The organism is Streptomyces sp. NPDC058295, from assembly GCF_042880655.1.
GTDB lineage: Bacteria > Actinomycetota > Actinomycetes > Streptomycetales > Streptomycetaceae > Streptomyces > Streptomyces coriariae.
In genome coordinates, this window is record NZ_JBHVYO010000024.1 from 39,166 (window position 1) to 61,730 (window position 22,565).

Annotated in this window: 18 protein-coding genes; 8 read left to right on the forward strand and 10 right to left on the reverse strand. The window is 73.2% G+C overall.

What is annotated here, in order from left to right:
* Position 1: 1 nt before the first annotated feature.
* From ACFVYS_RS24990 to ACFVYS_RS25005, 4 genes are read right to left on the reverse strand one after another with little or no spacing between them, the layout of a single operon-like run.
* Positions 2-1,948: an ABC transporter permease gene (locus tag ACFVYS_RS24990; protein WP_389505351.1), complete on the reverse strand. Its 1,947-nt coding sequence runs from the start codon at positions 1,946-1,948 to the stop codon at positions 2-4.
* Positions 1,948-3,078 (reverse strand): glycine betaine/L-proline ABC transporter ATP-binding protein, encoded by a 1,131-nt coding sequence (locus ACFVYS_RS24995; RefSeq protein WP_389505484.1) that lies wholly within the window; start codon positions 3,076-3,078, stop codon positions 1,948-1,950. The genes ACFVYS_RS24990 and ACFVYS_RS24995 overlap by 1 nt, the downstream gene beginning before the upstream one ends.
* Before the next feature lie 5 nt (positions 3,079-3,083).
* The gene (locus tag ACFVYS_RS25000; RefSeq protein ID WP_389505353.1) at positions 3,084-4,616 is read right to left on the reverse strand and encodes a GMC family oxidoreductase; all 1,533 of its coding nucleotides are present in this window, start codon (positions 4,614-4,616) and stop codon (positions 3,084-3,086) included.
* Between the two features lie 56 nt (positions 4,617-4,672).
* Positions 4,673-6,202 (reverse strand): aldehyde dehydrogenase family protein, encoded by a 1,530-nt coding sequence (locus ACFVYS_RS25005; protein WP_389505355.1) that lies wholly within the window; start codon positions 6,200-6,202, stop codon positions 4,673-4,675.
* Positions 6,203-6,434: 232 nt separating this feature from the next.
* On the opposite strand from ACFVYS_RS25005, the gene ACFVYS_RS25010 reads away from it, so the two are divergent.
* Positions 6,435-7,388, forward strand: coding sequence for a GNAT family N-acetyltransferase (locus tag ACFVYS_RS25010; protein WP_389505357.1), 954 nt, complete (start codon positions 6,435-6,437; stop codon positions 7,386-7,388).
* On the opposite strand, the gene ACFVYS_RS25015 is transcribed toward ACFVYS_RS25010, so the two are convergent.
* Positions 7,371-8,345: a LysR family transcriptional regulator gene (locus ACFVYS_RS25015; protein ID WP_389505358.1), complete on the reverse strand. Its 975-nt coding sequence runs from the start codon at positions 8,343-8,345 to the stop codon at positions 7,371-7,373. The two genes, ACFVYS_RS25010 and ACFVYS_RS25015, sit on opposite strands and share 18 nt — an antisense overlap.
* A 103-nt stretch (positions 8,346-8,448) precedes the next feature.
* Here ACFVYS_RS25015 and ACFVYS_RS25020 point away from each other — a divergent pair, with 103 nt between their 5' ends.
* The 7 genes from ACFVYS_RS25020 (at position 8,449) to ACFVYS_RS25050 (ending at position 17,760) form a co-directional block, all read left to right on the forward strand.
* On the forward strand, positions 8,449-9,855 hold the full coding sequence (locus ACFVYS_RS25020) for an MFS transporter (protein ID WP_389505360.1): 1,407 nt from the start codon (positions 8,449-8,451) through the stop codon (positions 9,853-9,855).
* Positions 9,856-9,896: 41 nt separating this feature from the next.
* Positions 9,897-10,739 carry a helix-turn-helix domain-containing protein gene (locus ACFVYS_RS25025; RefSeq protein ID WP_389505362.1) on the forward strand — a complete coding sequence of 281 codons (843 nt, stop codon included), beginning with the start codon at positions 9,897-9,899 and terminating at the stop codon, positions 10,737-10,739.
* On the forward strand, positions 10,721-10,933 hold the full coding sequence (locus tag ACFVYS_RS25030; RefSeq protein ID WP_389505364.1) for a DUF397 domain-containing protein: 213 nt from the start codon (positions 10,721-10,723) through the stop codon (positions 10,931-10,933). The genes ACFVYS_RS25025 and ACFVYS_RS25030 overlap by 19 nt, the downstream gene beginning before the upstream one ends.
* The gene (locus ACFVYS_RS25035; protein WP_389505366.1) at positions 10,918-11,307 is read left to right on the forward strand and encodes a CU044_2847 family protein; all 390 of its coding nucleotides are present in this window, start codon (positions 10,918-10,920) and stop codon (positions 11,305-11,307) included. Before ACFVYS_RS25030 ends, ACFVYS_RS25035 begins: the two co-directional genes overlap by 16 nt.
* Positions 11,308-11,376: 69 nt before the next feature.
* Entirely contained in the window at positions 11,377-13,476 is a 2,100-nt protein-coding gene (locus ACFVYS_RS25040; RefSeq protein WP_389505368.1) for a trypsin-like peptidase domain-containing protein, read from the forward strand.
* Positions 13,473-14,423, forward strand: coding sequence for an AAA family ATPase (locus tag ACFVYS_RS25045; protein WP_389505370.1), 951 nt, complete (start codon positions 13,473-13,475; stop codon positions 14,421-14,423). Before ACFVYS_RS25040 ends, ACFVYS_RS25045 begins: the two co-directional genes overlap by 4 nt.
* Before the next feature lies 1 nt (position 14,424).
* Positions 14,425-17,760 (forward strand): SAV_2336 N-terminal domain-related protein, encoded by a 3,336-nt coding sequence (locus tag ACFVYS_RS25050; RefSeq protein WP_389505372.1) that lies wholly within the window; start codon positions 14,425-14,427, stop codon positions 17,758-17,760.
* A gap of 72 nt (positions 17,761-17,832) precedes the next feature.
* On the opposite strand, the gene ACFVYS_RS25055 is transcribed toward ACFVYS_RS25050, so the two are convergent.
* The 5 genes from ACFVYS_RS25055 to ACFVYS_RS25075 all read right to left on the reverse strand — a co-directional run bounded on the left by ACFVYS_RS25055 (position 17,833) and on the right by ACFVYS_RS25075 (position 22,470).
* Positions 17,833-18,822, reverse strand: a complete 990-nt coding sequence (locus tag ACFVYS_RS25055; RefSeq protein ID WP_389505374.1) for a malate dehydrogenase — start codon at positions 18,820-18,822, stop codon at positions 17,833-17,835.
* 429 nt (positions 18,823-19,251) lie between these two features.
* A complete protein-coding gene (locus ACFVYS_RS25060) occupies positions 19,252-20,253 on the reverse strand; it encodes a helix-turn-helix domain-containing protein (protein WP_389505376.1) in 1,002 nt (333 codons plus the stop codon).
* A 127-nt stretch (positions 20,254-20,380) separates the two neighbouring features.
* On the reverse strand, positions 20,381-20,839 hold the full coding sequence (locus tag ACFVYS_RS25065) for a helix-turn-helix domain-containing protein (protein WP_389505378.1): 459 nt from the start codon (positions 20,837-20,839) through the stop codon (positions 20,381-20,383).
* Between the two features lie 244 nt (positions 20,840-21,083).
* Positions 21,084-21,626 carry a DUF3017 domain-containing protein gene (locus ACFVYS_RS25070; protein ID WP_389505380.1) on the reverse strand — a complete coding sequence of 181 codons (543 nt, stop codon included), beginning with the start codon at positions 21,624-21,626 and terminating at the stop codon, positions 21,084-21,086.
* Positions 21,616-22,470: a bifunctional methylenetetrahydrofolate dehydrogenase/methenyltetrahydrofolate cyclohydrolase gene (locus ACFVYS_RS25075; protein WP_142265812.1), complete on the reverse strand. Its 855-nt coding sequence runs from the start codon at positions 22,468-22,470 to the stop codon at positions 21,616-21,618. The genes ACFVYS_RS25070 and ACFVYS_RS25075 overlap by 11 nt, the downstream gene beginning before the upstream one ends.
* Positions 22,471-22,565: the final 95 nt, after the last annotated feature.

A 22,565-nucleotide genomic window follows, 5' to 3' on the forward strand; every position in this document is an offset into this window, starting at 1 on the left:
GTCACGCTCCCTTCTTCACGCGGCGGTCGGCCGGCTGGGTCACCCGGTCGAGCATCAGGCCGAGGCAGACGATCGCGGCGCCGGCCACCAGGCCGGTCGCGAGGTCGCCCTGGGCGAGCCCGAACACGGCGTCGTAGCCGAGCGCGCCGCCGCCGACCAGACCGCCGATGATGACGACGGCGAGGACGAGGACCACGCCCTGGTTCACGGCGAGCAGCAGCGCGGGCCGGGCGAGCGGGAGCTGGACCTGGCGCAGCTGCTGCGAGCCGGTCGCGCCGAGGGACCGGGCGGATTCCATCGCCGCCGGGTCGACCTGGCGCAGGCCCTGGGTGGTGATGCGGACGACGGCGGGCAGCGCGTAGACGACGGCCGCCGCGACGGCGGGGGCGCGGCCGACGCCGAACAGGGCGACGACCGGGATCAGGTAGACGAACTGCGGCATCGTCTGGAACACGTCCAGGACCGGGCGCAGCAGCCGTTCGACGCGGTCGCTGCGGGCGGCGGCGATGCCGGTCGCGAAGCCGAGGACGAGGGTGACGGCGACGGCGGCCAGCACCTGGGAGAGGGTGTCCAGGGACGGTTCCCACACGCCGAGCACACCGGTCGCGGCCAGCGCGAGGACGGCGGTCAGCGCGGTGCGCCAGGTGCCGATCGGCCAGGCGATCGCGGCGACCAGCAGCAGCACGGCCCACCAGGGCAGGCCCTGGAGGCCGGCCCGTACGGGGTCGAGGACCCAGGTGGTGAAGTGGCCGGCCCAGTCGGCGGTGCCGCCGATCACGGGCACCCCGGAGTAGAGGTGGTCGGTCATCCAGTCGACGGCGTCGTTGACCGGGGCGGCGATGCTCACCGTCCAGGTGTCGGGCCAGTCGAGCCGGCCGGCCACCCGCCCGACGAGGGCCACGGCCACGGCAGCGGCAGCGGCGTAGAGCCAGGCGGCCCGGTGACCGCCCGGTTCGCCGTCGCCGGCGCGACCCGCGGCGGCCGTGACGCGGTCCAGGACGACCGCGAGGAGCACGATCGGGATACCGGCGGCGAGTGCCGCGCCCACGTCGACCGAGGCCAGCGCCTGGTAGACGCGGTCACCGAGGCCGCCCGCGCCGATCACCGACGCGATGACCGCCATGCCCAGCGCCATCATGATCGTCTGGTTGAGGCCGAGGAGGAGTTCCTTGCGGGCCAGCGGGATCCGGGCGGTCAGCAGGCGTTGCCGGGCGGTCGCGCCCAGCGACTCCACCGCTTCCAGGACCTCCTTGTCGGCGCCGCGCAGTCCGAGCGCGGTGAGCCGGGCCATGGGCGGGGCGGCGTAGACGACGGTGGCCAGGACGGCCGCCGGGACGCCGATGCCGAAGACGAGCACGACCGGGAGCAGGTAGGCGAAGGCGGGCAGTACCTGCATGGTGTCGAGGATCGGGCGCAGACCGCGGTCCAGGCGCTCGGAGAGACCGCCGGCCAGGCCGAGCACCACGCCCACGACGACGGACACGAGGACGGCGACGATCATCAGGGCCAGTGTCTGCATGGTCGGCACCCACATGCCGAGCAGGCCGCAGGCCAGGAACGCGGCCGCCGTGCCGAGCGCGAGCCGTACCCCGGCCACCCGCCAGGCGACCAGCGCGGCCGCCGCGGTGACCCCGGCCCAGCCCGCGCCGAGCAGCACCAGGTACACGGCGCGCACCGAGAGGACCACGCCGTTGCTGAGGTAGCCGAAGAAGTAGAGGAAGAGGGGGTTGCTGTCGCGGTTGTCGACGATCCAGTCGCTGGCACCGGTGAGCGGCTCGGTGAGGTCGACGGTGAGCGCGTGCGGCCAGGTGCCGCTGGACCACCGGGCGTTGGCCAGGGGGACGAGGATCGCGGCCGCGAGCGCGAGTATCAGGAGCTTGCGGACGGCCTGGTGTTTGAGGACGCCCGGGAGGGCGACCCGGGGGGCGGGTGTGGTCAGCGTGGCCATCAGACCGCCTCCTTACGGGGCTCCGTTCCGACCGCGACGGATCCGGGCTCCCGTCCGGCCGGGACGGCTGCGGGGCCCGTGCCGGCCACCACGCCGAGCAGTCCCTCGTGGTCGACGACGCCCAGGCAGCGGGCCGAGTCCATGACCCGTACCGGGACGCCCGCCCGGGCGACCGCCTCGATCGCCTGGGACACCGTGGCGTCCGGGGAGAGGGCCGGGCCGGTGCCCGCCTCCTCCAGGGACGCGGGCCGCATGGCGGTACGCACCGTCAGGACCTGCTCGCGCGGCACGTCACGGACGAACTCGCGGACGTAGTCGTCGGCCGGGGAGCCCACGATCTCCTCGGGCGTGCCCAGCTGCACGACCTCGCCGTCGCGCATCAGGGCGATCCGGTCGCCCAGCTTGAGCGCCTCGCTGAGGTCGTGGGTGATGAAGACCATCGTGCGGCCCTCCTCGCGGTGCAGCCGGACGACCTCCTCCTGCATGTCGCGCCGGATGAGCGGGTCGAGGGCGCTGAAGGGCTCGTCGAAGAGGAGCACCTCCGGGTCGACGGCCAACGCGCGGGCCAGGCCGACGCGTTGCCGCTGGCCGCCGGAGAGCTGGGCGGGCCTGCGCTGTTCCATGCCGTCCAGGCCGACCTTGTCGACGACCTCCTTGGCGCGGGCGCGTCGCTCGGCGCGGCCCAGGCCCTGGATCTCCAGGCCGTAGGCCACGTTGTCGAGGACCGTGCGGTGCGGGAGCAGGCCGAAGTGCTGGAAGACCATCGCGGCGCGGTGCCGGCGCAGTTCGCGCAGCCGGGTGCGGTCCATGGCGCGGACGTCCTCGCCGTCGACGACGATGGTGCCGGCCGTCGGTTCGATGAGCCGGGTCAGACAGCGCACCAGGGTGGACTTGCCGGAGCCGGACAGGCCCATGACGACGAAGACCTCGCCCTTGCGCACGTCGAAGGAGACGTTCCGCACGGCGGCGGTGCAGCCGGTACGGGCGCGGAGTTCGGCGGGCGGGAGCGCGGCGAGCTCGGGGTCGGCCGGGACGCTCTCGGACTTGGGTCCGAAGACCTTCCAGAGGCCGTCCACCGAGAAGACGGGGGCGTCGGTGTCCTCGGTGGGCGGCTTACGGGTGGCGGGCATGATCGTCATCGCGCATCGTCTCCGATCAGGTCGACGGCTTTCTCGCCGACCATCAGCACCCCGATCATGGGGTTCACGGCGGTCATGGTGGGGAACACGGAGGCGTCCGCGATGCGGATGCCCTCCAGGCCCCGGATACGCAACCGTGGGTCCACCACGGCCAGTTCGTCGTCCTCGGCTCCCATGCGGCAGGTGCCCGCCGGGTGGTAGACGGTGTGCGCGACCTTGCGGGCGTACTCGCTCAGTTCCTCGTCGCCGGTGATGTCCGGGCCCGGCGCCACCTCGCGCTTGAGCCAGCCGGCCAGCGGCTCGGTCTTCGCGATCTCGCGGGCGATCCTGATCCCGTCGACGAGGGTGCGGCCGTCGTGGTCGTCCTCGTCGGTGAAGTAGCGGAAGTCGAGGGCGGGCTTCACGGCCGGGTCCGCGCTCTCCAGGTAGAGCCGGCCGCGGGACTTCGGCTTGGGGATGTTGGGGGTCATCGAGACGCCGTACGGCGGGCGTTCGTAGCCCAGGCGTTCCGGGTTGTCCGTGAAGGGGACCTGGTAGAAGTGGAACATCAGGTCGGGGCCCGGGTGTTCGGGGTCGCGGCGCACGAAGAGACCGGCGTCGGAGTCCATCGCGGAGTTCTCCGGGATCGGCCCGTGGGTTTCCCAGACGATCACCGACTCGGGGTGGTCGAGGAGGTTCTCGCCGACGCCGGGCAGGTCGAGCACGACGGGTATGCCGAGCGCGTCCAGGTCGGCCTTCGGGCCGATGCCGGAGTGCAGCAGGAGGCGCGGCGAGTCGACAGCGCCCGCGCACAGCACGACCTCGCGCCGGGCCCGTACGAGGATCTCCTCGCCGTCCTTCGTGCGGACGTGCACGCCTTCGGCGCGGGTGCCGTCGAGCTCCAGCCGGTGGGCCCAGCTCTCCAGCAGGATCGTCAGATTGGGCCGCTCGTCCATCACCGGGTGCAGATAGGCCACCGAGGCGCTCGACCGCTTGTTGGTCTCGGGGTGGTAGGCGAGGTCGAAGAAGCCGACGCCGTCGTCGAAGGGCTTCTGGTTGAAGCCCTCGATCCGCGGTACTCCGGTCGCCTGCTGGGCGGCGTCGACGAAGTCACGGGCGATGGCGTTCCGGTCCTTCTCGTCGACCGGGACGATGTTGTTCAGCAGGCGCGCGTAGTACGCCTCCATCGGGACCGCGCCCCAGCCCTCGGCGCCGGCCGCCTCCCACTCGTCGAAGTCGGACGGCAGCGGCTTGAAGGCGATGAGCGTGTTGTGGGAGGAGCAGCCGCCGAGGACGCGGGCGCGGCTGTGCCGGATGTGGGAGTTGCCGCGCGGCTGCTCGGTGGTCGGGTAGTCGTAGTCGAGCTCGCCACCGAGCAGGCCCATCCAGCGGCGCAGGGTGAGGACGTCGTCGCGGCCGACGTCGCTGGGGCCGCCCTCGATGACGGCGACCGTGGTATCCGGGTTCTCGGTCAGCCGGGAGGCGATGACGGAACCGGCGGTTCCGCCTCCGATGACCACGTAGTCGTAGACATGTGCGTTCTCTGGCATGGGGGGTACTCCAGGGGCGTGCGAAGTCTTCGAACAGGCTCGGGGCGGGCGGGGGGTCAGCCGGCGAACCAGCGGACGGGACGCGGCGCGAGGTTCTGGTAGATGTGCTTGGACTCGCGGTACTCGGCGAGCCCGGCGGGGCCGAGTTCGCGGCCCACTCCGCTCTTCCCGAAGCCGCCCCACTCCGCCTGCGGCAGATAGGGGTGGAAGTCGTTGATCCAGACGGTGCCGTGCCGCAGCCGGCCGGCGACCCGGCGGGCCCGGCCCGCGTCGGCGGTCCAGACGGCGCCCGCGAGGCCGTACTCGGTGTCGTTGGCGAGCGCGACGGCCTCGTCCTCGGTGCGGAAGGTCTCGACGGTGAGGACCGGTCCGAAGACCTCCTCCCGCACGACCTTCATCTCGCGGTGGCAGCGGTCGAGGACGGTGGGCTCGTAGAAGTAGCCGGACTCCGGCCGCTGCGGGGCGGGTTCCGGACGCCGGCCGCCGGACCGCAGCACCGCGCCCTCCGCGAGCGCGGAGGCGACGTACGCCTCGGTCTTGGCGCGCTGCTGCTCGGAGACGAGCGGACCGCACTCGACGCCGTCCTCGGTGCCGCGGCCGAGCCGGATCCGCTCGGCCCTGCGGGCGAGTTCGGCGACGAAGCGGTCCCGGACCGCCTCCTCGACGATGAGCCGGGAGCCCGCCGAGCACACCTGGCCGCTGTGGATGAAGGCGGCGTTGAGGGCCTGGTCGACGGCGGTGTCGAAGCTCTCGTCGGTGGCGCAGGCGTCGGCGAAGACCACGTTGGGGTTCTTGCCGCCGAGTTCGAGGGCGACCTTCTTGACGGTCGGCGCGGCCGCCTGCGCGACCTTCGTGCCGCTGACCAGGCCGCCGGTGAAGGAGACGAGGTCGACGTCGGGGTGTTCGGCGAGCCGCGCGCCGACCGTGTGCCCGGGCCCGGTGACGATGCCGGCGACCCCGGCGGGCAGCCCGGCCTCGAGGAGCAGGTCGATGAGCGCGATCGTCGTCATCGGGGTGATCTCGCTCGGCTTGACGACGAACGTGTTGCCCGCGGCGAGCGCCGGGGCGATCTTCCAACTCGCCTGGAGGAGCGGGTAGTTCCATGGGGTGATGAGCGCGCACACGCCGACCGGCTCGTGTACGACGACGCTGTGGATGTCGGGCGAGCCCGCGTCCACCACCCGGCCCTGGGACTCGGCGGCGACGAGTCCGGCGAAGTAGCGGAAGGCGTCGGCGACGCAGTCGATGTCGACGCGTCCTTCCTCGAGCGTCTTGCCCGCGTCCCGGCTCTCCAGCAGGCCGAGCCGTTCGCGATCGCGCACGAGAAGATCGGCGACGCGGTACAGCAGGGCGGCGCGTTCGGCGACGGGGGTGTGCGGCCAGGCGCCCTCGTCGAAGGCGGTGCGGGCGGCCGCGACCGCCAGGTCGGTGTCCTTCTCGTCGCCCTCCGCGACCACGGCGAAGGGGCGGCCGTCCGCGGGGTCGAGGATCTCGCGGGTCGCTCCGGAGACGGCTTCCAGCCACTCTCCGCCCGCGTGGATCGTCCGGTGGTCTCGCCCTTCCGGCTGTTCCGTCCTGTCGGCCATGATCGGTGTCGCCTTCCGTTCCTGTTCAGTCCCCCTGCGTCACCTATGGGTCGGTCTCGGCGACGGCGTCCACATGCCCCCACCCTCCCATTGCATGCGCAATGCATGGCCGAAAGTGCTCCGCATCACTGAAGTTATGGACATAAAGTGCCAAACCGTACGCGTGGTCATGGATGGGCGGCCTGGACGGACCATGGACGCGACCAGAACCTTTGACTAAAGTCAAAGAACTATGGAGCCAGTGCAGACGGAGCAGGTGCGGGCGGAGCAGGTGCGGGCAGTGCAGGTGCGGGCGGAGCAGGTGGCGGCCTTCCGCCGCTTCAACCGCTACTTCACGCGCCGTATCGGCGCCCTGGACGACCACTACCTCGGCCAGGACCGTCCCCTGGGCGAGGCCCGGCTGATGTTCGAGATCGCCGACGCGGAGGCCGGCGTGTCCCTGCGCGCGCTGCGCGGCCGAATCGGCCTGGACGCCGGGTATCTGAGCCGGATGGCGAAGGCCCTGGAGGCGCAGGGCATGGTCCGGATCAGCGTGCACCCCGACGACAACCGGCTGCGGATGGTCGAGCTGACCCCGGCCGGACACGTCGAGCTCAAGGAACAGAACCGCCGGGCCGACGTGCGCACGGCGGAGCTGCTGACCGGACTCGACGCGCGACAGCGCGCGGAACTGACCGAGGCGATGGCCACCGCGCGCCGCCTGCTGCGCCTGGCGGGCATCACCGTCGAGCCGGTCGACGGCGCCGCGCCGGACGCCCGCGCCTGCCTGGAGGCCTACGCCGCCGACCTCACCGCCCGCTTCGGCAGCTTCACGGCGTCCGACCTGGTCGGCCCGCAGGAGGTCTCCGGCGCGAGGGGCGCCTTCTTCGTGGCGTACGAGGAGGGACGGGCGGTGGGCTGCGGAGGGCTGCGCACCCTGGAACCCGGCGTCGGCGAGCTCAAGCACGTCTGGGTGCACCCGGACGCCCGCCGCCTCGGCCTGGCCCGGCGGCTCCTCGAACACCTGGAGGGCGCGGCTGCCGAGCGCGGCCTCGACCTGCTGCGCCTGGACACGAACGCGTCGCTCACCGAGGCACGGGCGATGTACCGGGCGTGCGGGTACCGCGAGATCCCCGCGTACGGCGATCACGTCTACGCCGACCACTGGTTCGAGAAGCGGCTCGCGACGTCAACGGCCGCCGGCTGACCACTGGGCCACCAGGTCCCGCACCGCGCCCCGCAGCCAGGCGTGCGCCGGGTCGGCGTCGTGGCGCGGATGCCAGGCCATGCCCAGCCGCAGCGGGGGCAGGGGCAACGGCACCTCGAAGGAGACCAGGCCGAGGCTCTCCGCCAGCGGCAGCCCCCAGGCGGTGTTGAGGCCCACCAGATCGGTGTCGCGGATGACGAACAGGGAGGAGGGCAGGGAACCGACGGTTCCCACCACCCGCCGCTCCAGGCCCAGTTCGGCGAGCGCGGCGTCGACGGGCCCGCGCAGCCTGCCACGCCGGGACACCAGGATGTGGTCGGCCTCGCGCGCATACCGCTCGGGCGTCAACTCGCCCTCCAGCAGCGGATGCCCGGCCCGGGCGACGCCCATCATGCGGTCCTCGAAGAGCGGTTCGCGGTGCACCTCGGGGGCCGCCGTGTCGAGGACGCCCACCTCCAGGTCGGCGGTGCCCTCGCGCAGGAACGGCGCGTCGATGTGACTCTCGCTCAGGAAGCGGAGCCGGATACCGGGCGCCTCGGCGGCGATGCGGGCGTAGAGGGCCGGGCCGTGGGCGGCCGCGATGGCGTCGTGGCCGAGGATCGTGAAGGAGCGCACCACCGTCCTGAGGTCGGTGCCCTCGACCGGCGCGAACAGCGCTCGCGCCCGCTCCACGACCGCGCTCACCTCGGCCCGCACCGCGAGGGCGCGGGGCGTCGGCACCATCCGCCGCCCGGCCCGCACCAGGACCGGATCGCCGAGCGCCTTGCGGATCCGGCCGAGGGTGCGGCTCATGGCCGGCTCGGACAGGTGCAGGCGCCGGGCCGCGCCCTGCACGCTCTGCTCCTCCAGCAGCACGTCCAGCGCGACCAGCAGATTCAGGTCGATGCCCACGGGGGCGCCCGCGGGGCCGCCCACGGCTCCACCCGGCGCCGCGCTCACGGATTGCGTCACACGCATTCGTCCCTTGCAAAGGTTGCACTGGAAAGCAGGTCAGGGGCGAGCCTACGGTGAAAGGGCCCCGGCCGGGCCTCCCACTTCACCGAGCTCCCCTGGAGGAGCCGTGCCCTCGCACGCCCTGAAACGGTCCACCCTCCTCACGCTGTGCGCCTGTGTGCTGGTCGCGCAGAGCATGGTCGCCGCGATCAACCTCCTGATCCCGCAACTGGGTTCGTCCTCCCTGCACCCCTCGCACACCGAGATCCTGTGGACCGTCGACGCCTATGTCATCGCGTTCGCCGGTCTGCTCATCCCGGCCGGTGCGCTCGGCGACCGCCACGGCCGCAAGGGCGCGCTGCTCGCCGGGCTCGGCCTGTTCGCCGCGGGCGCCGCCACCAGCGCGTTCGCGCCCGACCCGGCGGTACTCATCGTGGGCCGAGGCATCTCGGGAGCGGGCGCGGCACTCATCACCCCGGCGACGATGTCGATCCTCGTCCACCTCGCCGGGCCCCGGCACAGGGCCCAGGCGATGGCGTCCTGGACCCTCGCCATCGGCCTCGGCGGCCTGGCGGGCAACCTGGGCGGCGGCCTGGTCGGCCAGTTCCTGACCTGGCGGGCCCTGTTCGGCGCGATGGTCCCGCTGGCGGCGCTGCTGGCGCTCGCCGTGGCACTGACCACCCCGCGCACCGACCGCTCCCCGCACAGCAACCTCGACCCGCTGGGCACCCTGCTGCTCACCGCCGGGCTGGTCGCCGTCCTCTTCGGCATCATCGAGGGACCGGACCACGGCTGGACCTCGCCGCGCATCCTGGGCTCGTTCGGCGCCGGAGCCGTCCTGATAGCCGCCTTCGCCGTCCAGGCCCTGCGCTCTCGCACCCCCCTCTTCGACCCCCGCGTGTTCCGCTCCCCCGCCCTGCGCGCGACCAGCCTCGGCCTGATGACGGGCTTCTTCGGCCTGTTCGCGCTGTTCTTCGTCAACTCCCAGTACCTGCAGGACGTGAAGGGCTACGGGCCCGCCGTCACCGGGGTCGCGATCGTCCCGCTGATCACGGGCATGGCCCTCGTCCCGAAGCTGGCCGCCCGCTGGTCGGCGCACCCGCGCCCGGTCATCGGCACCGGGCTCGCCCTGATCGGCCTGGGCCTGCTCGGCGCGTCCACCGCCGACGCCGGCACGCCCTACGCGCTGTACGCCTGCTGGCTGCTGGTCATCTCGGCGGGCACGGGACTGGCGATGCCCGCCCTCACCCTGGGCGTCGTCGCCTCCCTCCCCCACCACCAGGCGGGCCTCGGCTCCGGCCTCGGCACCTCGGCCCGGGAGATCGGCGCGGCCCTGGGCGTCGCGGTCACCGGCACGGTCCTGGCCGGCCACACCGGCTTCACGGGCGGCATGGGCCCGGCGCTGCGCACGGTCGCGGTACTGGTCCTGGCGGCGACCGCCGTGGTCGTGACCGGCCTGCGCGACCGGGGGACGACTGCCGACGAGACGGTCCCCGCGGCACCCGCGAATCGCCTGACCCCGGAACGGCGTTGAATTACTCTGCGTGTTCAAGGGGTTACACCGAGGAGCGTGCGATGCCATCGCGACGAGTGGTCACCGGACGGAGCCAGGAACCGCGCCGCCGGTTCGCCGAGGAGCTGCGGCTGCTGCGCGGCGCGCGCGGCGAGAGCCTGCGCCAGGTCGGCGAGCGGCTGGGCTGGGATCCGTCCACGTTCGGCAAGATGGAGAGCGGGGAGTCACTGGGCAGCCCCGAGATCGTCGAGGCGCTGGACCAGCACTACGGGACGCCGGGGTTGCTGCTGACCCTGTGGGAACTGGCGCTGGCGGATCCGAGCCAGTTCCGCGAGCAGTACCGGCGGTACATGGTGCTGGAGGCGGACGCGGTGAGTCTGTGGCACTACGCCGTGAGCGCGCCGCCCGGTTTGCTCCAGACACCCGGGTACGCGCGGGAGGCGCTCGCGGCGGGCGGCCTCCGGGACGCAGAACTCAACCAGCAGGTTGAAGCCCGCATGGGGCGACGGAAGCTGCTCGAAGGGAAGGAGGCACCGCAGTTCCGCGCCGTCCTCTCGGAGGCGGTGCTCCGTACGCAGCTGCACGATCGGCAGGAGTGGCGGGAACAGCTGGAGCACCTGGCCGACGTCTCGGAGCGTCCGAACATCACCGTCCATGTCCTGCCGTTCAGCGCTGGTCCGCACGGCCTGATGAACAGCGCCATGATGTTCCTTCGATTGCCGGACGCCCGTACCGTGGCCTACAGCGAGAACGATGTACGCGGTGAACTGGTCGAGGAAAACAGGTCGGTTGAGCAGCTGCAACGTGCCTACGATGCGGTGCGCGACCTGGCGCTGTCCCCGGTCGAGTCGCGGAAGTTCATCACGCGGATGTTGGAGGAAGTGCCGTGCGAGCCATCGATCTGAGCACCGCCACATGGCGCAAGTCCAGTTACAGCAACACCACCGGTGGCGAGTGCCTCGAAGTCGCCGAAGGCGTCCCCGCCCTCGTCCCCGTGCGGGACAGTAAAGCCCCGGAGCGCGGAGCGCTCCTGTTCGATGCGGGGGTCTGGTCCGTTTTCGTCTCGTCGATCACAATGTCGGCGTGGCCGAACCGATAAGCGCAGAGGCAGAGTTGGACGACGGGACGCCCGTCAGATTCGTCCTCACGTCGACGCCCGCGGCCATGGCCCGCGTCCCGGTGGGCGGTGACGATCTCCCCGAGGGCATGGGCAGGGCCGTCCCCGTGGCCACCGGCGGCGCCGCCGTCGCCAGTTTCGCGGCGGGGGCGCTGAAGGCCGCGCTCAAGCCGCTCGGGCCGCTGCTGCAGGAGGTGCACGACGTCGTGTCGGCCGTGCCGGACCCGCCGGCCGAGCTGAGCGTCACGTTCGGCGTCCAGATCGGCCAGGACCTGAAGCTCGGGATCGTGGGCGGGAGCGGGCAGGCACATCTGACCGTCACCGCCTCCTGGAAACCGGCGCCCGGCGCGGAGTGAGCCATGGGCTGGTTCGGGGGGATGCCAGGGCAAGGGCACGGGCACGGGGACGGTGCGGAACCGGCCCTGGTGTCCGTAGGCGGAGCGGGCAGCGGCACCTGGTCGGGGGCCGGACTCCCGCTCGGTGACGACCTCGTGCTCACCTGCGCCCATGTCGTGAACGACGCCCTCGGCAGATCCCTGTTCGAGACCCGGCCGCCGGGCCCCGAGGAGCTGCATGTCGTCCTCAGGGGGGAGTGGAGCGCCGCGGAGCACTGCCGTGCCCGGGTCACGCACTGGATTCCGCCGCGCGCCCACGACGGCGGCCCGGTGCCCGTGGGCGCCGACGTGTGGTGCGGCGACCTCGCCGTGCTGCGGGTCGACGCACCGCCCGGCCGCGCCCCCGCACCGGCCCACCGGGCCGCTCTGCGGGCCGGTCAGACGGTGCGCGCCTGGCACTGCAGCGGCCGCGAGGACACGTTCGCCGACCTGAAGGTCAAGACCGACCGTGGGCCCGTCGCCTATCTCGACGGCGAGGCCACCGGCATGGCGGTCAGCCGCGGTTTCAGCGGCGGACCGCTGTGGTCGCTGCACGACGAGGCGGTCGTCGGCCTGCTCGTCGCCCACTACTTCGTACCGCCCGTCGACACCACAGGGCAGCCCCGGCCCTTCAACCCCCAGGACCTGATCCGCCGCAGCTGGGGCTTCTCCTGGCGGACCGTCCAGGCCGAACTGCGGGCCGTGGGGGCCCTGGAGAGCGCGGAGCCGGCGCACGTCGGCCTCGACGATCCGGCGTTCGTGGTGCTCATGCAGGAGATCGACAGCGCCCTGCCCACGGCGAGCGAGCGCGGCGGCATCGCCCGCCGGCTGGCCTGGGAGTGCGGTGTGCCGCCCGGCAGCGAGGTCACCCCGCCCACGGTCGAGGAGTTCGTCTCCTTCCTCCTGACCCGGCCGCGGGCGCTGCCCGCCCTGATCGGTCTGCTGCGCCGTGACCGCCGCGATCCCGAGGCCGTCGAGCGCATCCAGGCGGCGGGCCGGCTCTCCCGTGTACCGCGGCTGCTCTCCACGCGGGAGCTGCACGGGCTGCACGAGTTGCTGCGCCGCCTCGACCACGAGGTAGTGGGCCGGTTCGCCGAGGCGGTGCGCGCCGCGCTGCCCCTGGCGGCCGCGTTCCCGGGCGGCGGGACCCTGGACGCGCTGATCGACCACCTGGAGACCCTGCCCGGTGACGGCCGCGCCGAGGACGGCGAACCCCGGGTCCCGGCGCTGCTGCGCGCGATGGAGTACTTCGGCGAGCTCTGCGGGGCGCAGCGGGCGGGCGTGCGCCTGTGGTCGGACGGGGTGGCCGCCCGGCTCGGCATCCCGCGCTCCGCGATGGGCGAGCGGCGCTCGGACGCCCAGGAGTGGGGCCGGGTGCTGCGCGGCCGCTCCCTCCGCACCCGTGTCCTGGTACAGGTAAGCGGGGCCGAGCCAGGCCGTCACCGGCTGCGGATCTGGTGCGACGAAGGGGCGGGTCCGCGCCAGGTGTCCACGGACACGTCCGTGTCGTACTCGGCGTCCGGGGCGGCCCGCGAGCTGCTGCGGGTCGTGGAGAGCCTGGGACCGTCCGCGGTGGACGGGCAACGCCCGCTGGTGGAGGTGCTGGTGGACCGGACCGGTCTCAACCTGCCCATCGACGAGTGGGAGGGGCACACCCCGGACCAGATCGTGCCCGGCGTCCTCGGCGTCGAGTTCCCGCTGGTCGTGCACTGTCCGGAACTTCTGCGCCGACATGAGCGTTTTCTCCCCGACTGGCGGCGCCGCTGGAGCCGGCTCGACTCCGGCACGACGCTGGTCGTCTCGGACGCCACGCTCGATCCGAACAAGATCTACTACGAACTGATGGGCCGTCTCGACACGGTCCGTGTCTCCGTCGCCGCCGACCCGGCCCTGCGGGACCGCGTCGTGCAGATCTGCCTCGCGGTGGGCGTCCCGGTCGTCGTGTGGGACCGCGACCGGGACGCCGACGGCCATGTGGTGGAGCGCCTGGCGGAGGTGGCCACCCGTGAGCTGCCCGACGGGGTGCGCTCCTATCGCGCCAACACTCTGGCCCGCCCGCTGGAGTATCCCGGTCGGCCCGTCCTGGCCTGGGCCGACGCCGACCGCACCGTGCCCCGGCTGCACCTGACCGAACCCCAGGAGAGCACATGACTTCCGCCGCCGAAGCGGACTGGCGTCTGTTCCGCGGCGACGGCGTGCCCCGTGCCGTCGCCCTGCCCGCGGCCCCGCCGTGGCGCCGCTTCGGGCCCACCGGGGCCGGCCGCCAGGAGCTGCCGTACCTCATCGAGCCGAAGCACGCGGACGTCGTCAACGCCGCGCTGCACCTGCGCCGCCCGCTTCTGGTCACCGGACCGGCCGGCACCGGCAAGTCCTCCCTGGCGCGGGCCGTCGCGCACGAGCTGCGGCTGGGCGAGCTGCTGCGCTGGCCCATCAACAGCCGTTCCACCGTGAAGGAGGCGCTGTACCAGTACGACGCGATCGGACGGCTGCGCGAGACGACCCTCAGTCGCGACCGGGGCGAACGCGAGCCGTCCATCGGCACGTTCGTCCGGCTCGGCCCGCTCGGCACCGCCCTGGTGCCGTCGCAGGTGCCGCGCGCCCTGCTCATCGACGAGATGGACAAGGGCGACGTCGACCTGCCCAACGACCTGCTCACCGTCTTCGAGGAGGGGGTCTTCGAGATCCCCGAGCTGACCCGGCTCCCCGAGGACGTCACCGACATCGAGGTGCAGACCGCCGACCATCGCGGCACGGTCCGGGTGCACCAGGGCCGCGTCCAGTGCGCCGAGTTCCCCGTCGTCGTCATCACCAGCAACGGCGAGCGCGACTTCCCGCCCGCCTTCCTGCGCCGCTGCATCCGCCTGGACCTGCCGGTGCCCGACGAGGAGCGGCTGCGCAGGATCGTCGCCGCGCATCTCGGGCAGGACGCGCTGCGGGCGGCCGACGACCTGCTGGAGGCGTTCCTGCGGCGGCGCGTGCCGGGTGAGCTGGCCACCGACCAGCTGCTCAACGCCGTATTCCTGCGCGCGGGCGGGGTCGACCTCGACGCGGAGGGCCTGCTCGACGCCGTGCTGCACCAGCTCACCGGGTCGATGTGAGATGTCCGGGGGCAGCGGGCTCGCCGAGGCGCTGCGGGTCCTGCGGGCCTGCGGCCACGACCTGGACGCGGAACAGGTCCTCGACGTGCTCTGGCTCGCCCGCCGGCTGCCGGCCGGCCCCGACGCGCCGCTGGGCCGGGGGCTCCGCCCGGCCGAGGAGCCGCCGCCCCCACCGCCGAGCGCCCCGGCGGGTGGTGAGACCCCGCCGCGGTCGGCGCCGCCACCACGGGGCGAGGACCTGCCCGACCTCACCTCGTCCTCCCTGTACGCGTCGGCCCGCCGCCCGCCGGCCCCCGCCCCGCCCGAACTGCGGCCCGTCCGGCAGACCGAGCCGCGGTCGGCGATGCCGGTCCGCGTACCGGAGGGCAAGGCCCTCACCGACGAGCTCGGGCTGGGCCGCGCGCTCAGGCCGTTGCGGCGCCGGCAGGCCAGTCGGCGGCGGCGCGAGATCGACGAGGAGCGCACGGCCGTGGAACTCGCCGAGACCCGGCTCCCGGACGTGGTGCTGCGGCCGGTGCAGGAACGCTGGCTGCATCTCGTCCTGCTCGTCGACGACGGCCTGTCGATGCTGCTGTGGCACCGGCTCGGCGCCGAACTGCGCGTCCTCCTCGAGCGCCTGGGCGCCTTCGCCACCACCCGCGTCCTCGGCCTGGACACCCGCTCCGCGGGCGAACCCCGGCTGCACGTGCGCCCCTTCCAGCCGGACAGCACGCCCGTGCCCACAACCACCGTCAACGACCCCACGGGCCGCACCCTGGTGCTCGTGGTCAGTGACGGCATGGGCCGGGCCTGGCGGCACGGGGCCCTGTACGCGCTGCTGCACTCGTGGGCGGCCCGCGGCCCGGTGGCGCTGCTGCACACCCTGCCGCCGGAGATGTGGGAGGCGTCCGGCATCCACGCCGAGCGCTGGCAGGCGACGACCCGGCGCATCGGCGGCGCCAACACGTCCTGGCGGATCACCGATCCGGTGCTGCCACCCGATCTGGCCCGCTTCGCCGACGTACCGGTACCGGTCCTGGAGCCCTCGGCCCGGGCGCTCGGCGACTGGGCGCGGCTGCTCGCCTCGCCCGGCACCACCGTGGAACTGCCGCTCCTGTCCCGGCCGACCCGGCACGCGGCCGTGACCGCCGCCCGTGATCTGCAGAGCGCCCAGCACTTCCGGGACGCGGCCACCCCGGAGGCGTACCGGCTGGCGGCGCATCTGGCGGCGGTCTCGCCGCTGTCGGTGCCGGTGATGCGTCTGGTGCAGTCGGCGGTGCCGTGGCCGGCGACGACCTCGCACCTCGCGGAGGTGTTCCTGGGCGGGCTGGTCCGGCCCGCGCCGGCCCCCGTGCCCGGACCGCTGCCCGCCAAGCACCTGGTCTTCGACTTCACCGAGGAGTCGAAGGCGGTGCTGCTGGACGCCGTTCCGCAGGCCGAACTCCTCGGCACCAGCCGCAGCATCGGACGGCGCCTGGAGCAACTGGCGGGCAACTCGCCGGACTTCCCCGCCTGGCTGGCACATCCGGACGGCTCGGCCGAACTCCCGCGCTCCCAGCGGCCGTTCACCTCGGTGGAGCGGCGGCTGCTGGCCCGGCTCGGGGTGTCGACCGTACGGCGTGACCGCGGGACGGGACCGTCCCGGCCCGCGCAGCCGTCCGACCTGAGCGACGACTGGGGGCAGTTGACGGACACCGATCCCCGGCGCATCGGCCCGTACGAGCTGCAAGGGCGGCGGCGCGGACGCCGCACGATGGCGTACTGGGGTGTCGCCGAGCACCAGCGCTGGGCCGTGATACGCACCCCCCGGCCCGATCTGCCGGCCGCCAACGCGCGGTTGATCGAGGTGGAGGCCCGGGTACTCGAACGGCTGGGCGGCCAGTACGCCCCCAAGCTCCTCGGCACCGGTCTGGACGACAGCCCCCCGTGGCTGGCGATGGCCCCGATCGCCGACGAGGGCTCCCTCCGACAGCAGCCGCCACGCCTCGCCGAACTGCTGACCGTGGCCGCCGAGGACGGCAGCGCCCCCTTCGACCTGCTGACCGGACTCCTCGTCGGCTGGCATCTGTCGAGCGCGCTGAGCGTGTGCCATCTCAACGGGCTCGTGCTCTCCGACCTGAGCGCCGACGGGGTGTTCGTGCTGCGGCGCACGGTGGTGCTCGGCAACCTGTCGGACTGCGTGGTGGACGGTCGCTACGAGGGCACCGGCTCGGCCCCCACCGTCAAGGACAACATGCGCTCGCTGGGCGAGTTGCTCCAGCTGATCAGCAGCAGGGTCGGGGTGAACACCCCGGGCCTGCCGGACGGCATGCACCTGTGGCAGGGCGACGGCTGGGAGAGCCTGCGCCTGCTGGTCCTGCGCTGCTTCGACCCGATCCCCGCCACGCGCCCGGCGGCGGGTGAGATCGCGGACGTCCTCGCCCGGTACATCAGCCTGGCGCGCGCGGTGCGGGACTCCTCGCCGTCCCGGGTGCCGATCCGCCTCGCCCCCCGGGTGCCGCTGCGCCCGCCGCCCGCCGGGACCGTGCGGGCCGAGACGGTGAGCCCGCTGCGGCTGCCCCGCTTCGGCGCCGCCCGCCGGGACAGCGAGGCGATCCTGGAGCGGCTGCGGGTCCCGCTGGACCAGGGCAGGCGGCTGACCGTGCTCGGCGCCCACGCGGGCACCGGGCGGACCGTCACGACGGTGGTTCTCGGCTCCCTGCTGGCCACCGTGCGCGGCGCGCCCGTCCTCGCCCTCGACGGACCGCCCACCGAACGGGCCCTGGACATCTATCTGAGGGGTCCGGTGACGGCCACGACGCGGGACATCGCGCTGCTGCCGCCCGACACCCCGTACGCGGGGATCCGGGCCCTCACCACGCGTCTGGACTCCGGTCTGGAGATCGCCGGGTACGGCGCCCGGGCCGACCTCAATCCCGCACACGCGCAGGAGTACGCCCGGGTGCTGACGGTCGCCGATCCCCACTACGCGTTCGTGCTCACCAGCTGCCTGCCGGCGCGCTCGGGCCGACCCGCCGAAGCGGTCCTGGATCTGACGGACCAGCTGGTTGTGTGTTGCACCGCGTCCGACGCCTCCCTCGCCGACGCGAGACGCATGCTCCGCGGACTGCCCGCGGACCGGTCGCGGGTCCTGATGAGGGACGTCGTCGTGGTGGTCGGCGGCCCGGGGAACACCAGCCGCCGGCTGCCCGCCGGCTTCCCGCGACACCTGGGCGTGGACGCCGAACGCGTCGTCCGCGTCCCGTTCGACCCGGCGCTGCGCAACTCCGGCTTCGACGGCCTCGGCCGACTGCGTCCGGCGACCACCCGGGCGTACCTGAAGCTGGCGGAACTCGTCACGGACCCCGGAACGCGCTGATCCCCGGGCAGCTGGAGCAGCCACCCGGGGATCAGGAACAGTCGGCAGTGGTCAGGGACCGGCCGGCAGGACTCAGATGAGGCCGAGCGCGCGGACCGCCTCGCGCTCCTCCGCCAGCTCCTGCACCGACGCGTCGATGCGGGCACGGGAGAACTCGTTGATGTCCAGGCCCTGGACGATCTCGTACGAGCCGTCCTTGGTGGTGACCGGGAAGGAGGAGATGAGGCCCTCCGGGACGCCGTAGGAGCCGTCCGACGGGATGCCCATGGAGGCCCAGTCGCCGTCCGCCGTGCCGTTGACCCAGGTGTACACGTGGTCGATGGCCGCGTTGGCGGCGGAGGCGGCGGAGGACGCGCCACGCGCCTCGATGATGGCCGCGCCGCGCTTGGCGACGGTCGGGATGAAGTCCTCGGCCAGCCACTTCTCGTCGTTCACGGTCTCGGCGGCGTTCTTGCCGGCGATCGTGGCGTGGAAGATGTCCGGGTACTGGGTCGCCGAGTGGTTGCCCCAGATGGTCAGCCGCTTGATGTCGGCGACCGTCGAGCCCGTCTTCTTCGCGAGCTGGGTCAGCGCGCGGTTGTGGTCGAGGCGGGTCATCGCGGTGAAGCGCTCGGCCGGTACGTCCGGGGCGGCGGCCTGGGCGATCAGGGCGTTGGTGTTGGCCGGGTTGCCGACGACCAGGACCTTGATGTCGTCCGCGGCGTGGTCGTTGATGGCCTTGCCCTGCGGCTTGAAGATGCCGCCGTTGGCGGAGAGCAGGTCGCCGCGCTCCATGCCCTTGGTGCGCGGGCGGGCGCCGACGAGGAGGGCGACGTTGGCGCCGTCGAAGGCGACGTTCGGGTCGTCGGTGATGTCGATGCCCTGGAGCAGCGGGAACGCGCAGTCGTCGAGCTCCATGGCGGTGCCCTCGGCGGCCTTCAGCGCGGGAGTGATCTCCAGCAGGCGCAGCTTGACCGGCACGTCCGCGCCGAGCAGCTGGCCGGAGGCGATGCGGAAGAGCAGGGCGTAACCGATCTGGCCGGCCGCGCCGGTGACGGTGACGTTCACGGGAGTGCGGGTCATGGCGTTCTCCGTATGACAGCTGTCGGTGGGGCGTCCCTGCCCCTGGTGGGACGTACAAATGATCGATCTCTTGGTATCAAGAGATCCAACCAGCGGTCAGGCTATCGCGCCGCCGGGATCCCGGGCGGCCGGGGTTGTGTGGCCCGTCCCACAGAGTGATCCCGACTGTCCGACAAAGCGGCCCCCGGCGGTCCCTGGGCAGCGGCCCCGGCCGTACGGAAAGCGGCGACCGCCGGTCCGGGAGAGGTGGAAACCGAGCGGCCGCCGTGGTGGGGGTACCGGGTCGCGCCGGACTCCCGTGGGGGTACGGTTCGCCTGCCCGGGGCGGAGGCGCGTATTCCTGCCCGCTCCGACTTTTTTGCGCCAGGTTCCGCCGACGCCGCCCACCTCACCCGTTCGGCCCAGCGCCGGGCCCGGCGTGCGGCCGTCTCAGGGCGTACACCCCTGCTGTCCCGACGCCAGCACCGCGCACGCCGTCGCGTCCGACGCGCTCTTCACCGCCACCATCGGGGTGTACGCGATCGTGTCGCCGGCCACCGTGACGGCGCCGGTCTGCCGCACCGGTCCCACGGTCACCCGCACCCCGTCGCCCTGCGCGGCCTGGGTGATCCGGCCCCAGGCCGCCCCGCACGTCCTGCTGTAACGGACCTCGACCAGGGTCGTCCCGACCGTCGCGGTCTTCGCCGTCGCCGCGAGGTCGCCGCTGCACCCCATCTCCTCCGCGTCCCGGCCCGCGCAGTCGGAGCCACCGCACAACACCCCGGAGGGCAGGGCGGTGCTCGGCGCGGCCGAGGCGGGCGACGGCGACCCGGTGGTGCCCACCGCCTGCTTCGGGCCCCCTCCGTCGGTCAGCAGGAACGCGCCCACGACGATCGTCACCACCCCCACGACGCCGGCGAGGAACAGCGTCATGCGCCGCGGGCCGGCACCACCCGGGCCGGAACCCGGGCCGGCACCACCCGGGGCGCCGACGGCCGAACCGTGCGCGTCCCGCGAGCGCGGCATCGTCGGTGACACGCCCGCCGGTCCCGCGACGCCCGGGGTCACCGCGATCCGGCCCACATCGCTCTCGCGCACATCGGGCGCCGGCCCGAACTCCCCCAGCGCGGCCCGCGCCTGGGAGATCCGGACGGCCTCCATGGTCCGGTCGTGCCGCGTCTCCGAGCGGCTCCAGGCCCGCTCGGCCAGTTCCCACATGGTGGTGAGATGGATGGGAGGCGTGCCGGTGACCTCGGCCAGCGCGACGATCGCGCCCTTCGGGGCGAGCAACCGGCCGCTGAGATACCGCTCCCAGGACGTCTTGCCGTAGCCCGTACGGTCGGCCACCGCCGCGACACTCAGTCCCGTGCGGTCCACGACCCGCCGCAACTGCTCGACGAACTCCCTCACCTGCGGGTCGAGTTCACCGGGCAGAGCCCTCCAGCGAGCCATCGAACCCCCTCCCTCCGCCAAGTCCCCCACTGGTCACGTTAGACCCGATGACCAGACGATTCGGGATACATACCCGAACTGTCAACGTATCGACACGACGAGCGCACATCCGCACGACGAACGCACATCAGCCGAAGACGACCGCTCCCCCGACGGCGGTGCACAGCAGGACCAGCAGCAGCAGGGCCGCATACAACAGCAGGCGTCCGGCGGGCCGGGGCGAGGCCTCGGGAGCGGGCTCCTCCGGCCGGTCCCACCAGGGGATCGTCGGGTCGTCGCGGTACTCCTCGGCCGGGTTCGCCGGCGCCGGCCGCGGCCAGACCTCGACGGCCAGCTCCCAGCGCACGACGTGCCGTTCGGCGTCCGCGCCGGCCAGCCCCGCCACCCGGCACAGCGCGGCGACGGCCTGCCGGGGCGGCGGCTGGACGGCGTTGAGATAGCGCTGCCAGGAGGACTTGCTGTACGCGGTGCGCGCGCCGAGCGAGGCCAGGCTGAGGCCCGTACCGTCCTTGAGCTGCCGCAACTGCTCCACGAAGTGCCGTACTTCCGACGGCAGCCCGTCCGGCAGCGGCTGCCAGGCGCCCATCCCGCCCACCTCCCCTTCGATCCGTTGGGGGGACGACGCGGGACGGCCGGACGGTTCCCGGGGCGGGCGGCTGTGGCGGGGCGCGCACACCGTGGCGGAACGGTCACTTCCGTGCCACAGCGACCCGCCGACTGTTGAACAGGCAGTTCAGGAGGGTGGAACGTGGAACACGTCGGCGGCCCGTCCTCCTCGGGGGATGGGGACGGGCCGCCGACGTGTCGCGCCGTACCGGGCTCGGTTCGGCTCAGCTGCTGACCGTGAAGTGCAGGGTGTCCTTCAGGAAGGGGATCTGCAGCCACGGATCGGGCTGCGCCATCAGCGACAGCAGGACGATCGCGGTGCCCAGCACGGTGTACGTCACGATGTCGGTGAAACGGGAGCGCACGGCGAGCATGCCGACCCCGGGCAGCAGCCAGCGCAGCACCGCGCCGACCAGCAGCCCGACGCCGATCAGGATCGTGCCGATCCGGAACACGTCGAGCGCGGTCACCAGCAGACCGAGCGCGACGATGCCCAGGACGACGATGATCGGCCACTGCCGGGCGGCCAGCGCGTCACCGGGCGCGGCCCGGCCGCCGCCCTCGGGGCGCGCGGTGTCCCGCGTGAACAGCGGGAAGCGGCGGGTGGTGCGACGCGGCACCCCGTCGGCGTCGGGCGCGCTGACCGGGTCCCGCACCTCGATGTCGTCGATGCCCTCGGCGCCGCCGCCGTCGGTGACACCGGCGCTGTCGGTGCTGTCGGTCGCGTCGATGTTTCCGGCCTTGCCGGTCGTTCCGTCAGCCGACACTGCGCTCCGCCGCCTCCACCACGTTGACGAGCAGCTGGGCGCGGGTCATCGGGCCCACGCCACCGGGGTTCGGGGAGACCCAGCCGGCCACCTCACGGACGTCCGGGTGGACATCGCCCACGATCTTCCCCTCCGCGTTGCGGGAGACGCCGACGTCCAGCACGGCCGCGCCCGGCTTGACGTCCTCGGCCCGGATCAGGTGCGCGGAACCGGCCGCGGCGACGATGATGTCGGCCCCCTTGAGATGCGCCGACAGATCCCGGGTGCCGGTGTGGCACTGGGTGACCGTCGCGTTCTCGCTGCGCCGCGTCAGCAGCAGCGGCATCGAGCGGCCGATGGTGACACCGCGGCCGACGACCACGACCTCGGCGCCCTTGATCTCGACGCCGTACCGGCGCAGCAGCGTGAGCACGCCGTTGGGGGTGCAGGGCAGCGGGGCGGGCTCGTTGAGCACCAGCCGGCCGAGGTTCATCGGGTGCAGGCCGTCGGCGTCCTTGGCCGGGTCCATGAGTTCCAGGATCCGGTTCTCGTCGATGCCCTTGGGCAGCGGGAGCTGGACGATGTAGCCGGTGCAGGCGGGGTCGTCGTTCAGCTCGCGGACGACCGCCTCGATCTCCTCCTGGGTGGCCGTGCCGGGCAGCTCGCGCTGGATGGAGGCGATGCCGACCTCGGCGCAGTCACGGTGCTTGCCGGCGACGTATTTCTGGCTGCCGGGGTCGGTGCCGACGAGGATCGTGCCGAGTCCGGGCGTCACGCCCTTCTCCCTGAGCGCCGCCACCCGGGCGGTCAGATCGGACTTGATCGCGGCTGCGGTGGCCTTGCCATCGAGAATCTGGGCGGTCATGGACCCATCCTCCCGGATGACGGGCCCCCGGTTCCAATCCGGATGAACCCGGGCACCGGCTGACCCGGCTCCGGCCACCCCCCTCGACGGGTCCG